13 protein-coding genes and 1 pseudogene are annotated in these 13862 nt (G+C 69.4%); 9 read left to right on the forward strand and 5 right to left on the reverse strand.

Annotated features, from left to right (window positions below; genetic code table 11):
- The first annotated feature begins 28 nt into the window (after positions 1-28).
- The 5 genes from ACFWNN_RS36995 to ACFWNN_RS37015 all read left to right on the forward strand — a co-directional run bounded on the left by ACFWNN_RS36995 (position 29) and on the right by ACFWNN_RS37015 (position 4496).
- The gene (locus tag ACFWNN_RS36995; protein ID WP_382444608.1) at positions 29-640 is read left to right on the forward strand and encodes a TIGR03085 family metal-binding protein; all 612 of its coding nucleotides are present in this window, start codon (positions 29-31) and stop codon (positions 638-640) included.
- Positions 641-659: 19 nt separating this feature from the next.
- Positions 660-1556 carry a 4-hydroxy-tetrahydrodipicolinate synthase gene (gene dapA, locus ACFWNN_RS37000; RefSeq protein WP_382444609.1) on the forward strand — a complete coding sequence of 299 codons (897 nt, stop codon included), beginning with the start codon at positions 660-662 and terminating at the stop codon, positions 1554-1556.
- On the forward strand, positions 1553-3232 hold the full coding sequence (locus ACFWNN_RS37005) for a ribonuclease J (RefSeq protein ID WP_382444610.1): 1680 nt from the start codon (positions 1553-1555) through the stop codon (positions 3230-3232). The genes dapA and ACFWNN_RS37005 overlap by 4 nt, the downstream gene beginning before the upstream one ends.
- Before the next feature lie 101 nt (positions 3233-3333).
- The gene (atpB, locus tag ACFWNN_RS37010) at positions 3334-4137 is read left to right on the forward strand and encodes a F0F1 ATP synthase subunit A (RefSeq protein WP_382444611.1); all 804 of its coding nucleotides are present in this window, start codon (positions 3334-3336) and stop codon (positions 4135-4137) included.
- Positions 4137-4496: a hypothetical protein gene (locus tag ACFWNN_RS37015; protein ID WP_382444612.1), complete on the forward strand. Its 360-nt coding sequence runs from the start codon at positions 4137-4139 to the stop codon at positions 4494-4496. Before atpB ends, ACFWNN_RS37015 begins: the two co-directional genes overlap by 1 nt.
- On the opposite strand, the pseudogene ACFWNN_RS37020 reads toward ACFWNN_RS37015, so the two are convergent.
- A pseudogene (locus ACFWNN_RS37020) lies at positions 4493-5062 on the reverse strand (SDR family NAD(P)-dependent oxidoreductase); the annotation flags it as partial. The gene ACFWNN_RS37015 and the pseudogene ACFWNN_RS37020 overlap by 4 nt on opposite strands.
- A 17-nt stretch (positions 5063-5079) precedes the next feature.
- On the opposite strand from ACFWNN_RS37020, the gene ACFWNN_RS37025 reads away from it, so the two are divergent.
- Complete coding sequence (locus ACFWNN_RS37025) at positions 5080-5220, forward strand: hypothetical protein (RefSeq protein ID WP_382444613.1); 141 nt, start codon at positions 5080-5082, stop codon at positions 5218-5220.
- Here the strand turns inward: ACFWNN_RS37025 and ACFWNN_RS37030 are convergent.
- A complete protein-coding gene (locus ACFWNN_RS37030; protein ID WP_382444614.1) occupies positions 5217-5831 on the reverse strand; it encodes a class I SAM-dependent methyltransferase in 615 nt (204 codons plus the stop codon). The genes ACFWNN_RS37025 and ACFWNN_RS37030 overlap by 4 nt on opposite strands.
- 137 nt (positions 5832-5968) lie before the next feature.
- Here ACFWNN_RS37030 and ACFWNN_RS37035 point away from each other — a divergent pair, with 137 nt between their 5' ends.
- On the forward strand, positions 5969-8740 hold the full coding sequence (locus ACFWNN_RS37035) for a BTAD domain-containing putative transcriptional regulator (RefSeq protein WP_382444615.1): 2772 nt from the start codon (positions 5969-5971) through the stop codon (positions 8738-8740).
- Positions 8741-8788: 48 nt separating this feature from the next.
- Positions 8789-9469, forward strand: a complete 681-nt coding sequence (locus ACFWNN_RS37040) for a hypothetical protein (RefSeq protein WP_382444616.1) — start codon at positions 8789-8791, stop codon at positions 9467-9469.
- On the opposite strand, the gene ACFWNN_RS37045 is transcribed toward ACFWNN_RS37040, so the two are convergent.
- On the reverse strand, positions 9366-10139 hold the full coding sequence (locus ACFWNN_RS37045; RefSeq protein ID WP_382444617.1) for a lysophospholipid acyltransferase family protein: 774 nt from the start codon (positions 10137-10139) through the stop codon (positions 9366-9368). The genes ACFWNN_RS37040 and ACFWNN_RS37045 overlap by 104 nt on opposite strands.
- A gap of 118 nt (positions 10140-10257) precedes the next feature.
- Between ACFWNN_RS37045 and ACFWNN_RS37050 the strand changes: the two genes are divergently transcribed.
- Positions 10258-12633 (forward strand): DNA translocase FtsK 4TM domain-containing protein, encoded by a 2376-nt coding sequence (locus ACFWNN_RS37050; RefSeq protein ID WP_382444618.1) that lies wholly within the window; start codon positions 10258-10260, stop codon positions 12631-12633.
- Between the two features lie 21 nt (positions 12634-12654).
- On the opposite strand, the gene ACFWNN_RS37055 is transcribed toward ACFWNN_RS37050, so the two are convergent.
- A complete protein-coding gene (locus ACFWNN_RS37055) occupies positions 12655-13122 on the reverse strand; it encodes a phospholipase (protein WP_382444619.1) in 468 nt (155 codons plus the stop codon).
- 83 nt (positions 13123-13205) lie between these two features.
- Positions 13206-13859, reverse strand: coding sequence for a nitroreductase family protein (locus tag ACFWNN_RS37060; protein ID WP_382444620.1), 654 nt, complete (start codon positions 13857-13859; stop codon positions 13206-13208).
- Positions 13860-13862: the final 3 nt, after the last annotated feature.

Below are 13862 nucleotides of genomic sequence, written 5' to 3' on the forward strand. Positions count from 1 at the left end.
CGAGACCCGGCTGTGGTGGAATGGGGGAGTGAGTCTCGCCCGCGATGAGCGCAAGGCCCTGGTCGACCTGATGACCGAGCTCGGTCCCGACGCGCCGACGTTGTGCGGCACGTGGTCGACCAAGGACCTGGCGGCGCACCTCGCGATCCGCGAGCGCCGCCTCGACACCGCTCCCGGCATCCTGCTGCCCGTCTTCACGAAGTGGACCGAGAAGGTCCAGGCGGACTACGCGCACAAGGCGTGGAGCGAGCTCCTCGACCTCGTGCGCACGCCGCCGTTCTGGGTCCAGCCGATCGACGACCTGGTGAACAGCAGCGAGTACTTCGTGCATCACGAGGACGTGCGGCGGGCACAGCCGGACTGGGAGCCACGGCCGTACGACGAGCGCCGCGAGAAGGTGCTGTGGAAGGTGCTGCCGTTCACCGCGCGCATGACGTACCGGTCGTCGCCCGTCGGCGTGACGCTCGTACGGCCTGATGGCGACCACGTCGTCGTCAAGCAGGGCGCGAACGGCGTGGTGATCACCGGTGAGGTGGCCGAGCTCGTGATGCTGGCGTTCGGGCGCGACGAGGTCCGCGTGGAATACAGCGGTGACGCCGACGCGGTGCAACGGGTGCGGTCGTTGAACCGAAGTGTGTGAACTCGGGTAGTTTCTGCGCATGCCCGCAAGCCCCTACGCAGCGCCGAACCGCCCGTTCGGCCGCGTTCTCACCGCCATGGTCACGCCGTTCGACTCGCGCGGCGAGGTCGATCTCCCCAAAGCGCAGGAACTGGCGAAGCACCTGGTGGACCTGGGCAACGACGGTCTGGTCGTGAACGGCACCACCGGTGAGAGCCCCACGACCACCGACCGGGAGAAGACGGCGCTGATCACGGCCGTCGTCGAGGCCGTGGGCGACCGCGCGACCGTGGTGGCCGGTGCGGGCACCTACGACACCGCGCACAGCATCCACCTGGTGCAGCAGGCCGAACGGGCGGGCGCGCACGGCGCCCTGGTCGTGACGCCGTACTACTCGCGGCCGCCGCAGGAAGGCCTGCTGGCGCACTTCACCGCCGTCGCCGACGCCTCCGAGCTGCCGGTGATGCTCTACGACATCCCGCCGCGCGCGATCGTGCCGATCGAGGTCGACACCATCCTGCGGCTGGCCGAGCACCCGCGCATCGTCGCCGTGAAGGACGCCAAGGGCGACCTGCACGCCGGCAGCCAGGTGATCGCCAGGACGGATCTCGCCTACTACTCGGGCGACGACCCGCTGAACCTGCCGTGGCTCTCCGTGGGCGCCGTCGGGTTCGTGAGCGTGATCGGCCACCTCGCGGCCGACCGCCTGCGGGACCTCGTCGAAGCTTTTGAAGCCGGGAACGTGGCCCGGGCGAAGGAAATCCACGAGTCGCTGCTGCCTTTGCTGCGACCCTTCCGCCGGGTTCCCGGCGTGACGTACACGAAGGCGGCGCTGCGCCTGCGCGGACTCGACGTGGGTGATCCCCGTCTGCCGCTGGTGCCGGCCGCCGCCGAAGACATCGAGGCCATCGCGGCCGAACTGGGAGTCAACGCGTGACCCAATCGACCGAACTGCCACCCGCACTGCCGGAAGGCGGCCTCCGCGTCGTCGCTCTCGGCGGAATCGGCGAGGTCGGCCGCAACATGACCGTCTTCGAGCACGCCGGCAGGCTGCTCGTGGTCGACTGCGGAGTTCTGTTCCCCGAAGACGATCAGCCCGGTGTGGACCTGATCCTGCCCGACTTCCGCGCCATCGAGGACCGGCTCGACGACATCGACGCCATCGTCCTGACGCACGGCCACGAGGACCACATCGGCGCGGTCCCGTTCCTGCTCAAGCTGCGCCCGGACCTGCCGGTCGTCGGTTCCCGCTTCACGCTGGCGCTGCTCGCCGCCAAGTGCCGCGAGCACCGGCAGAACCCGCGCCTGGTCGAGGTGCGCGAGGGCGAGCGGCACCCGTTCGGGCCGTTCGAGCTGGAGTTCTTCGCCGTCAACCACTCGATCCCGGACGCGCTGGCCGTGGCCATCCGCACGTCCGCCGGTCTGGTGCTGCACACCGGTGACATCAAGCTCGACCAGCTGCCGTTGGACGGCCGCCTCACCGACCTGGCCGGCTTCTCGCGCCTGGGCGACGAGGGAGTCGACCTGTTCCTGGTCGACTCGACCAACGCCGAGGTGCCCGGCTTCGTCGTGCCGGAACGCGAGATCGGCCCCGTGCTCGAGAACGTGATCCGCAAGGCCGACCAGCGCGTCATCGTGGCGTGCTTCGCCTCGCACGTGCACCGCGTCCAGCAGGTCCTCGACGTGGCCGTGCAGTACAAGCGCAAGATCGCGTTCGTCGGCCGCTCGATGGTCCGCAACATGGGCATCGCCGCCGACCTGGGCTTCCTGAACGTGCCGGACGGCCTGTTCGTCGACCTCGACGTCGCGATGCGGATGGAGGAGGACGAGGTCATCTTCGTCTCCACCGGCTCGCAGGGCGAACCGCTCTCCGCGCTGTCCCGCATGGCCCGCGGCGAGCACCGCCAGATCTCGATCCGCGCGGGCGACACGGTGATCCTCGCGTCGTCGCTGATCCCCGGCAACGAGAACGCGGTCTTCAACGTCGTCAACGGCCTCGCCAAGCTGGGCGCCACCGTCGTCCACCAGGGCAACGCCAAGGTGCACGTCTCCGGCCACTCCCCGGCGGGCGAGCTCCTGTTCCTCTACAACGCCGTGCGGCCGTCCAACGTCATGCCGGTGCACGGCGAATGGCGTCACCTGCGCGCCAACGCCGCGCTGGCGGTCGCCACGGGTGTGGCCGAGGACCACGTCGTGATCGCCGAGGACGGCGTCGTCGTCGACCTGATCGACGGCAAGGCGTCGGTCTCCGGCCGAGTCGTAGTCGGCCACGTCTACGTCGACGGCCTGTCCGTGGGCGACGTCGGCGAGTCGACGCTGTCCGACCGCCTCGTGCTGGGCGAGGGCGGCTTCATCTCGATCTCCGTCGCCATCGACCAGACCACCGGACGCGCCGTGGTGGCGCCGACGATCTCCGGCCGGGGCTTCTCCGACGACCCCAAGGCGCTGGAGGCGGTCGTGCCGCTCGTGGAGATGGAACTCGCGCGCACCGAGGCCGAGGGCATCACCGACACGCACCGGATCGCGCAGGCCGTGCGCCGCGTCGTGGGCCGCTGGGTGGCGGAGACCTACCGCCGCCGTCCGATGATCGTTCCGACGGTCATCCCGGTGTAACCCGTTGGTGTGAAAGCAGATCGCGGCGTGACCCTGCTGTGATCTGCGTCCCCCTCGTCCGATAAGGTCTAGTCCCAGACCATGGACGAGGGGGTCGCCCAATGGCCGGTAATGACGTCTTCAACCCACCGGGCAAAGAAGACATTCTTCTCCCACCGATCTTCAGCTGGCAGGAGCCGTTCGGCCTGCCGTTCACCCTCGAGGTGACGAAGCCGCAGGTCCTGCTGGTGCTGTCGGTGGTGATCATCCTGACGTTCTTCCTGGTCACGACCAGGAACCTGAAGATCGTGCCGTCCCGCTGGCAGTTCGCCGCGGAATCGGTCTACGACTTCGGGCGCAACACGATCGCGCGCGAGCAGATCGGTGCCAAGGAATTCGCGCCGTACGTTCCGCTGATCGTCAGCATCTTCTGCTTCGTGCTGGTGAACAACGTCTACGGGCTGATTCCGCTCGTGCAGTTCCCGACGTTCACGCACAGCGGGTTCCCGTTCGCGATCGCTTTGATCATCATCTTTCCGCTCTACCACTACGTGGGCATCCGGAAGTTCGGGCTCAAGGGCTATCTGCGCAACCAGTTCGTCATCCCGGGCGTGCCGAAGCCCGTGCTGTGGGGCCTGCTGATCCCGACCGAGGTCATCCTCAAGTTCTTCTTCGACCCGGTGAACCTCGCGATCCGGGTGTTCGCGGCGATGTTCGCGGGCCACCTGCTGATCCTGGTGTTCACGCTCGGCAGCGAGTTCCTGCTGTTCAACGCGCCGATCTACCTCAAGCCGGTGTCGGTGATCGGGTTCGCGCTCGCGATCGCGTTGTTCTTCCTGGAGGCGCTGGTGCAGGTGTTGCAGGCGTACATCTTCGCGTTGCTGTCGGCGCACTTCATCGGTCGCGCGCTGGCGGAGCAGCACTGATGGCCCTCTACGTCTCGGTGCGCGGGTGGCTCGAGCTGGCGCACGAGCATCGCGACGCGGTGCGGGAGGTCCTGGACGAGCACGAGCACGACCTCTACTCGGCGGGCTGGCACGTGCCGGAGAGATGGTTCAACTCGACGCTTTACGTGACGTACGGCGGCAACGTGCGCGCGGACTGGGTGGACTGGGTGCGTGCGCACGTCGCCGAGATCGCCAAGTTCGTGGACGAGCACGGTGACCACCCGGTCGGGTTCTTCGTGCTGACCGGCGAGATGGACTACGGGCGGGCGTGGCTCGTGCGTGACGGCGAGGTGCACGAAGGCGCGCCTCCCGAGGGGTTGCGGGCGATCGGTCGCTAGATCAGCTGCAGCGTCGGGCCGAAGCCGACCTCGGGCTTCGAGCCGTCCAACTGCGGGAAGACCGTGTCGCAGAACTCGTCGAGGTCGGCGCCGTGCGACTGGCCCGGCCCGGCGAGTTCGGTCGCCACGGCGGGTGGGATCAGTTCGACCACCCGGACCGTCGTGTCCGCCAACGCCTTGCGCAGGTTGACGGTGTAGCTGTGCAACGCGGCCTTGGAGGCGCTGTAGACCGGCGCGAACGGCTGCGGCACGAACGCGCCGCCGGACGTCACGTTGATCAGTGTGCTGGGGCGGCCGTGCGCGAGCATCACCGGCACGAGCAGGCGGCCGAGGTGGATCGGTGCGGCGAGCAGGACGTCGATCTCGTGCTGCACCTCGTCCCACAGCGCCTGGTCCGCGGTGATGCCGACGCGTCGCTGGATGCCCGCGTTGTTGATCAGCACGTCGAGGTCCGGCATGGCCGCGCGGACGTGGTCGGCCAGCAGCGACCTGCCCGAAGGCGTGGCGACGTCGTTGACGAACGTCTCGACGCCCGGCAGGAGCGCGGCCGCGGCCGCCAGCCGTTCCTCGCCCCGGCCGGCGGATGTTCGTCATCGCGACCGACGCGGGTCGTGCCGCGCTGGCCGAAGCCCGCCCCGCGCACGCCCGAGCCGTGCGCCGGGCGCTGTTCGATCGGGCACCGGAGGGCGCCTTCTGGGACGTGGTGAAGGAACTCGGCGCCTAGGGGCGCTGGCACACCAGGTGCAGCGACTCCTCGGGCGTGGCGCCGGGGTACGACGGGGTGAAGACCGGCCGGCTCCGGCGCACGACGCGCAGGCCGACCTCGGCCAGGTGCGCCTCGAAGTTCTCCTCGGAGAACGACGACACCTCGATCTCCTGCCCCATCCAGGGCAGCGTCACCTTCTCGACGTCGATCGCGACGGTGGCGAGGAAGAAGTGGCCGCCCGGCCGCAGCCAGGTCGAGATCTGGCCGAGGGTCTGGATGATCTCGGCCTGGGACATCTGCAGCAGCGAGAACACCGCGCAGATGACGTCCCACGAGCCGGGGGGCGACTCGAAGTCGCGGATGTCGATCTTGTGGAACGTCGCGCCGGGCACCTGCTCCGTCGCGAGGTCCACCATCACGGGGGAGACGTCGAGCCCGGTGACCTTCATGCCCGCCTTGGCGAGGGTGCGGGCCACGGGAACGCCCGTGCCGCAGCCGATGTCGAGCACGCGCGAGCCCGAGGGCTGCGTCGCGGCGAACCAGGCGAGCGTGCCGTGCAGTGCGGGCTGGTGCGACCAAGCGCGTTGGTATTCCAGTCCGAGCGTGTCGAAGACCTCGGCCGCGTTCATACCCCGCCCCTCATTTCGACCCAATCCACCTGAGTGAAGTGTGGAGAAGGTCTCTGCACGCCCTCTGGATGGCTTCTGGACGAAAACTGACGGTAGGTTGCTGGGTGAACGCGGACAGCGACGAAGTGAGACGAAGAGTGCGGAACGAGTTGCGCGTCAGCTTGCTGGGCGCGCTCGCGGCCGCGGTGGACGGTCAGGAGCTGACGCTCGGCCCGCCGCGGCAAAGAGCCGTGCTCGCGGTGCTCGCCTTGCGCGCGAACCACGTCGTGTCGCGCAGCGAGCTCATCGACGCCGTGTGGGGTGACGACCCGCCGGCCAGCGCCGACAACGGCATCCACACCTACGTCGCCGGCCTGCGCAGGCTGTTCGAACCGGGCCGGGCGTCGCGCGCACCGAGTTCCGTGCTGCTCTCCACGGACGCTGGATACTTGCTGAGGCTCCCTTCGCGGTGTTCGGACGCGGCCGTGTTCCGCGCCCACCTGGACGAGGCCGGACGGCTTCGCGACCAGCCGGAACAGGCGCTGGCCGCGTTCGACGCGGCGCTGGGACTCTGGCGGGGCGTCGCTCTGGACGGCGTGCCGGGACCGTTCGCCGCCGTGGAACGCGCGCGCCTGGCCGAACTCCGGCTCACGGCCGTGGAGCAACGTGCGGCCCTGATGCTCACGGTCGGTCGTGAGGCCGAAGTGGCCGCTGAACTCACCACGCTCGTGAGCGCGCATCCGTTGCGTGAACGGCTGCACGGCCTGCTGATGTCCGCGCTGTACCGCGGCGGCAGGCAGGCGGAGGCGCTCGCCGTCTACGCGGACCTGCGGCGGTTGCTGATCGACGAGCTCGGCATCGAACCCGGCCCCGAGCTCCGTCAGGTGCACGAACAGCTCCTCGTCGGCAGGCCCGACCCGCAACCGGAACCCGCCGCGCCCGCGCTGGTGCCCGTCCAGCTGCCGCACGAGATCCGCGACTTCACCGGCCGCGAGAAGGAGCTCGCGAAGCTCACCGAGGTCGTCCCGCACGACCACGCACCGGTGCTCGTCGCGATCACCGGCACCGGCGGGGTGGGCAAGACCGCGTTGGCCGTCAGGTTCGCGCACCAGGTCGCGGCACGCTTCCCGGACGGCCAGCTGCACGTCGACCTGCGCGGCTTCGACTCGTCGGCACCGCCCGTGCAGCCCGCCGCCGCGTTGCACCAGCTCCTGCACAGCCTCGGCGTGCCGTCCGAACGCATCCCGGACGACCTGCCCGCGAAGTCCGCGCTCTACCGCAGTGTCCTCGCGGGCAAACGGGTGCTGGTGCTGCTCGACAACGCACGGCTCGCCGAGCAGGTCCGCCCGCTGCTGCCGGGCCGCTCCACGTCGATGGTGCTCGTGACGTCCCGCAACCACCTCGGCGGACTCGTCGCCCGCGACGGCGCGCACTCCCTGACGTTGTCGACGCTCTCCCGCGACGAAGGCCTCGCGCTGCTGACGTCCGCCGTCGGTTCCGACCGTGTGGCCGCCGAACCGGAGGCCGCCGCCAAGCTCGTGGAACTGTGCGGGCACCTCCCGCTGGCCGTCCGGATCGCGGCCGAACGCGTTGTCACACGGCCACATCTGACCCTCGCCGACCTGGCGAGCGACCTGGCGGACGAACGCGACAGGCTGAACGTGCTGGCCACGGGCGATGACGAGGACACGGCCGTGCGCGCCGCCTTCTCGTGGTCGTACCTGGCCCTGAAACCCGACGCCGCGAGGACGTTCCGGCTGATCGGCCTGCACCCCGGCGCCGAGATCAGCCTGAACGCCGTGGCGGCGCTGGCAGGAGTGCCCGTGTCGCGCGCACGGACGTTGCTGGACGTGCTCGCGGGCGGCCACATGCTGGAGGAGGTCGCCCGCGGCCGCTACCGCCTGCACGACCTGCTTCGCCTGTACGCCACGGAACTCAGCGCCACCGAGGAGTCGGCGACGGGCCGCGACGACGCCGTGGCACGCCTGCTGGGCTGGTACTTCGACACCGCGAACGCCGCGGGCGCCCTGATCGCGCCACCCGACCACCCGTCGTTCCTGCTGCCGCCACTGTCCACTCAGGACTTCACCTCGCACGACGAGGCCTTCACCTGGTGCAGAACGGAATCCTCGAACCTGCTGGCCGTGACGAGGCTGGGCGAGGAGCACGACTCGCCCACGGCCTGGCAGATCCCGGTGGCGCTGTGGAACTACTTCATCGTGTCGAGCGCGCTCGACGAGTGGATGCGCTCCTACCGCGTCGCCGAACGCAGCGCGGCCCGTGACGGCAACCAGGCCGTACGCGCGTGGGCGGTGCACGGTCAGGGGCTCGCGGCGTTCCGCGGCGAACGTTTCGCGGACGCGCTGGAACTCTTCGACCGGGCCTTGTCCATCAGGCGCGAGATCGGTGACGCGGCCGGCGCCGCGTGGAGCCTGACGGGCCTCGGCATGGCGTACGGCGGCCTGCGCCAGTTCGACCTGGCCGTCGACCGGTTCGGCGAGGCGCTGCGAGGTCACGCCGAGGTGGGGTCGTGGTTCGGCGAGGCGGGTACGCGCCTGTTCCACAGCGACATCCTGCGCTCGGCGGGCCAGTTCGACGCGTCGCTGGCGTCGGCGCGCACGGCGTTCGACCTGATGGACGCGCACGACGCCGTGCACGGCAAGGCGATGGCGCTGGTCAGCATCGGCTGGGCGCTGCTCGGGCTCGGTCAAGCGGGCCAGGCGCGGGAGTCGTTCCGGCACGGCATCACGTTCCTGCGCGTGCTCGGCGACCGGAAGAGCCTCGCGGAGGCGTTGCACGGGCTGGGGGAGACGAGCGCGGGCCAGCCGGAGGTCGCGCGCACGCACCTGCTGGAAGCGCTGACGATCTACGAGGACTACGACCACCCGCGCACGCCCGAGGTGCGCGCACGGCTGCACGACCTCGCCTAGGGGCGATCCCTGATGTGCCCGCCGCGATAGGTAGGCAAGCTACATGTCATGCAGAAGCGCGCTCGGACCCTGTTGGTGTGGTTGCACGTCGTGACCTCGGTCGGCTGGCTCAGCCAGGCCGTCGCGCTGCTCGCCCTGCTGCTGTACGGCATGAAGACGGGCGACGTGAACGCGTTCAGGATGGCGCGCTTCCTCGACCACGGGGTGCTCGCCATCATGGCGAACGTCAGCGCGTTCAGCGGGTTCATGCTCAGCGCGACGACGCCGTGGGGGTACTTCCGGCACTGGTGGGTGCTCGCGAAGTTCGTGATCACGGTCAGCCAGCTCTACGTGGGCATCTTCATTCTGAGCGGCAACCTGGCGCAGGCGATCGACGGGCACACGAGCGCGTGGATGCCGGTCGGGACGGCGTTGATGATCAGCGCGATCTCGTTCCAGGCCTGGTTGAGCGTCGCGAAGCCGTGGGGGCGTACGCCGTGGGCCGACCCGAAGGTCAAGCTGCCCACGGCGAGCGCGGCGACGTTCTTCGCGTGCCTGGTCATCGCGGGGATCGACTTCGGTCTCGGGCTCTGGATGGGCAACCCGATGCCGTTGACGATGCTGGTGACCGTGCTCGCCTACTCGATCAGGCGGGCCGCCAAGGGGAGGAACCGGTCGTCGGACGGGTCGGGTCGTGGAACTTCGGCACGTCCGGTTCGTCCAGGCGCAACGGCGCCAGGCCCTCGGTGATCGCGCGCATGATCCGTTCGTGCGCGCGGCGGGCGTCGCCCATGGTCTCGGCGTTGAGGTCGGACAGCTCGACGGGCTTGCCGAAGTGGACCTTGAACGTCGGGCGCCTGCGCACCGCGCGCAGCCACGACGTGAGGTAGGGCAGCAGGTCCCTCCAGCCGCCGACGCTGAGGTTCCCCCAGTACACGGCCTCGTGCGCACCCCACTGGCTGATCGGAACCACCGGGATCGCGCCGCCGAGCGCCATCCGGGCCACGCCGGTCTTGCCGCGCTCCGGCCACATGCCCGGGTCCAGGGTGATCTTGCCCTCGGGGTAGACGGCGATCGGGTCGCCACCGGCCTGGAGCGCTGCCACGGCCCGGTGCATGGCCTCGCCGACGTTCGCCGACGCCCGGTCGACGCGCAGGTGACCGCACGCCTTGAGCGCCGGGCCCATGACCGGCGCGTCGAGCAGGCCGCCCGCGAGCATGAAGCGCGGGTTGACGCCGATCTTGCGGCACGCCGCGATGAGCACCATCGGGTCGAGGTTGCCGATGTGGTTGGAGGCCAGCAACAACGGCTTGCCGAGCAGCTCCGGCGGGATGTCTCCCGAGACCTCGAGCTTGCCGGTCAGCGCGATCAGGCCACGGTCGACCACCATGAGCACGCGCCAGAAGAGCGGTGTGGACACGCGGGGCAGCGTACGGCGTGTCGGAACGACACCGTGCTTGATCCGGGGAACCATGAGGTTTCGCACGCGTCCCAGTTGCAAACGGGGCTGGTGAGACGCGAGGGACTACCTTATACACATGGCCGGGCGCACAGGGACTTCGAGAAAGACCACGTCACGCGGCAAAGCACCAGCCAAGCCGCGGGCGCGATCCACCGCGTCCAGGAAACCCGCCGCGCGCAAGAGCGGCGGCGCCATCAGCGCCGTGTGGGGTGCGTTGGGCCGTGGTGTCGGCAGCCTCGTGCGCACCGTCAGCCGCACCAAGGACCTCGATCCCGAACACCGCCGCGACGGACTCGGGCTGCTGCTGATCGCGCTCGCCGTGATCACCGGCGCGGGCGTGTGGTGGCAGGCGGGCGGTCCGGTCGGCCAGTGGGTCGACGTCGCCGTGCGCAGCTCCGTCGGGTTCCCGGCGGTGATCGTGCCGGTCGTGCTGCTCGGCATCGGCGTGACGCTGATGCGCACCGACCCGACGCCCGACGCGCGGCCGCGGCTGATCATCGGCTCGTCGCTGATGATGATCGGCGTGCTCGGCATGTTCCACCTCATCGGCGGGCTGCCGATGGACCCGGTCGAACGCCGCAGCGCCGGTGGGGCGCTCGGGTACCTGGCCGGCGGGTTCCTCGCGCAGGGGCTGACGCCGTGGGTCGCCGGGCCGTTGCTGTTCCTGATCTTCGCGTACGGGCTGCTGGTCGTGACGCACACACCGATCCGTCAGGCGCCCGAACGAATCCGCTCGTTGCTGCACCCCGGCGCCTCCAAGGAGGAGGCCACCACCGCGGACGAGCCGGAGGAGGAGCCGAAGCCGGTCCGCCTGCGCCGCCCGTCGCGGCGCCGCCAGGCCGTGGAACCGGTCGAGGAGACGCCGGAGCTGCCCCTGGAGGAGCCGGAACCGGAACCCGCGCCGAAGCCCGTCGCGAAGAAGGAGAAGGCCGCCGCCACCGCGCCGGACATGGCCGTGCGCGCGGTCGAGGGCGACTACAAGCTGCCGCCGCCGGGCATCCTCAAGGACGGCGACGCGCCGAAGTCCCGCAGCAAGGCCAACGACCAGATGATCGAGGCCATCACCGGGGTGCTGGACCAGTTCTCGATCGACGCCCAGGTCACCGGCTTCACCCGCGGCCCGACGGTGACGCGGTACGAGGTCGAGCTCGGCCCCGGCGTGAAGGTCGAGAAGATCACCGCGCTGACCAAGAACATCGCGTACGCCGTGGCCACCGACAACGTCCGGCTGCTGGCGCCGATTCCGGGCAAGTCCGCGGTGGGCATCGAGGTGCCCAACAGCGACCGCGAGATGGTGCGACTCGGGGACGTGCTGCGTTCGCCTTCGACGGTGAAGGACACGCACCCGATGGTGATCGGCCTCGGCAAGGACATCGAGGGCCACATGGTCACCGCGAACCTGACGAAGATGCCGCACCTCCTCGTGGCGGGTTCGACCGGTTCCGGTAAGTCGTCGTTCGTCAACTCGATGCTGGTGTCGCTGCTCGCCCGCGCCACGCCCGATGAGGTCCGGATGATCCTCATCGACCCCAAGATGGTGGAACTCACGCCGTACGAGGGGATCCCGCACCTGATCACGCCCATCATCACGCAGCCGAAGAAGGCTGCCGCGGCGCTGGCGTGGCTGGTGGAGGAGATGGAGCAGCGCTACCAGGACATGCAGGTCAACCGGGTGCGGCACGTCGACGACTTCAACCGCAAGGTGAAGTCCGGCGAGATCACCGCGCCGCCCGGTTCCGAACGCGTCTACCGGCCGTACCCGTACATCATGGCGATCGTCGACGAGCTCGCCGACCTGATGATGACCGCACCGCGCGACGTCGAGGACGCGATCGTCCGGATCACGCAGAAGGCCCGTGCCGCCGGCATCCACCTGGTGCTCGCCACCCAGCGCCCGTCCGTCGACGTCGTCACCGGCCTGATCAAGACGAACGTGCCGTCGCGCCTCGCGTTCGCCACGTCGTCGCTGACCGACTCGCGGGTCATCCTGGACCAGCCCGGCGCCGAGAAGCTGATCGGCATGGGCGACGCGCTCTACCTGCCGATGGGCGCCGGCAAGCCGGTCCGCATCCAGGGAGCGTTCGTCGGCGACGAGGAGATCTCGTCGATCGTCGAGTTCACCAAGAACCAGGCCCAGCCCGAGTACACCGACGGCGTCACCGCGCAGAAGGCCGGCGAGAAGAAGGAGATCGACGCCGACATCGGCGACGACCTCGAGCTGCTGGTGCAGGCGACCGAGCTGATCGTGACGTCCCAGTTCGGGTCCACGTCGATGTTGCAGCGCAAGCTGCGGGTCGGGTTCGCCAAGGCCGGACGGCTGATGGACCTGCTGGAGACGCGCGGGGTGGTCGGGCCGTCCGAGGGCTCCAAGGCCCGTGAGGTGCTGATCAAGCCGGACGAGCTGGAGAACGTGGTCTACCTGATGCGTGGCGGCGGCCCCACCGACGAGTGAGGCCGTCCGCTGCGCGCGTGCCTACTTCAGGCCGGCCTTCTGGATGCTCGTGGCGGTGGAGCTGGCGCTGCCGCCGAACTGGCGGACGGCGGCGTAGTACAGGTCCGCGGTGCGCTTGCACGCCCAGTTCGAGCCGCACTGGTTGTACATGTCGGCCTTGAAGTTGTTGTCGATGCGCAGGCGGTTCGTCTCGTTCCACCGGCCCTGCCGCTTGTAGTTGCGGTAGCCGAAGTCGTGGCGGTGGCAGGTCGGCAGGAACTTGAAGCCGAAGGGGTTGTCCGGCGAGTACGAACAGCCGTCGGACGACCAGTCCAGCTGACCCGCGTAGGGCTGCTGGGCGCGCAGTGTTGTGAACTGGCTCAGGGACTTCGAGTACAGGTAGTCGTCGGTGACCGCGACGATGTCCACGGCGTGTGCCGGGGCGCCCGTGAAGATCAGGGCGATCGAGGCGGCGGCACCCACGAATGCCGAGCGCAGGGTCTTCGACATGGCGAGCTCCTCGGATTGTGAGCAGGGTCTCGCCAGTTGTAGCGGGTGATCGACTGTCCTCGGTAGACACGATCTGATGAACGTCAGGTGCCCGGATGGCCGCAGGCGATCGCGGTGGCCACCCGGAGTTCACGGGGAAGTCCCAGTGCCCGCAGCATCTCGTGGTCGGCTACTCCACCGAGCAGATAGCCGCCGAGGTTCTGTTCGGCCAAACGGAGGCAGATCGTCTGCGCCGCGGCACCTGCTTCGATCAAGCCGAAGCGGCCCGCGCGTTCGCCGTACTTCTCGAACGAGTCTTTGTCCGTTAACACCAGGACGATCGTCAGCGGTGGGGTGTCAGGGGTTCCGAGAATCTCGGGCAGGTTCTCCGGCGCGGGACCGATGTCCTGCAGGGCGTGGCGGCGGATGTCGTAGCGGACCGCGCGGCCGTGCACGAAGGCGTAGCAGCGCAACGGGTCGAGGCCGCCCGCCGACGGAAAGCTGTGGTCGGTGAGCGCGCCCAGAACCGCGCCGAGTTGTTTGTCGCTCAGGGGTTTTCGGGCAAAGTCGCGGGTGCTTTTGCGCGCCTGGAACAGCTTCTGCAGCCGGTCTGCCGGGCGGGGAAGTGGCGTGGGAGTCGTGGGGAGCTCCAACGGGTCGATCAGCTGGGGCGGCGGGCGGAAGTCGCGGAGCTGGTCGCCGAGTCTGCGTTGGTGCAGAGGGGAGAAGCGGCTCGCGGCCCAGAAGTCGTCGAACACGGG

Origin of the sequence: Lentzea sp. NPDC058450 (assembly GCF_042721395.1) — a bacterium.
Classification (GTDB): domain Bacteria; phylum Actinomycetota; class Actinomycetes; order Mycobacteriales; family Pseudonocardiaceae; genus Lentzea.

Excerpts from the sequence above, each read along its gene's own strand:
- ACFWNN_RS37015 (WP_382444612.1), top strand. The coding sequence starts at position 4,137 with ATGGCCCTCTACGTCTCGGTGCGCGGGTGGCTCGAGCTGGCGCACGAG.
- ACFWNN_RS37040 (WP_382444616.1), top strand. The coding sequence starts at position 8,789 with ATGCAGAAGCGCGCTCGGACCCTGTTGGTGTGGTTGCACGTCGTGACC.
- ACFWNN_RS37055 (WP_382444619.1), bottom strand. The coding sequence starts at position 13,122 with ATGTCGAAGACCCTGCGCTCGGCATTCGTGGGTGCCGCCGCCTCGATC.
- atpB (WP_382444611.1), top strand. The coding sequence starts at position 3,334 with ATGGCCGGTAATGACGTCTTCAACCCACCGGGCAAAGAAGACATTCTT.
- ACFWNN_RS37050 (WP_382444618.1), top strand. The coding sequence starts at position 10,258 with ATGGCCGGGCGCACAGGGACTTCGAGAAAGACCACGTCACGCGGCAAA.
- ACFWNN_RS37030 (WP_382444614.1), bottom strand. The coding sequence starts at position 5,831 with ATGAACGCGGCCGAGGTCTTCGACACGCTCGGACTGGAATACCAACGC.
- dapA (WP_382444609.1), top strand. The coding sequence starts at position 660 with ATGCCCGCAAGCCCCTACGCAGCGCCGAACCGCCCGTTCGGCCGCGTT.
- ACFWNN_RS37025 (WP_382444613.1), top strand. The coding sequence starts at position 5,080 with ATGTTCGTCATCGCGACCGACGCGGGTCGTGCCGCGCTGGCCGAAGCC.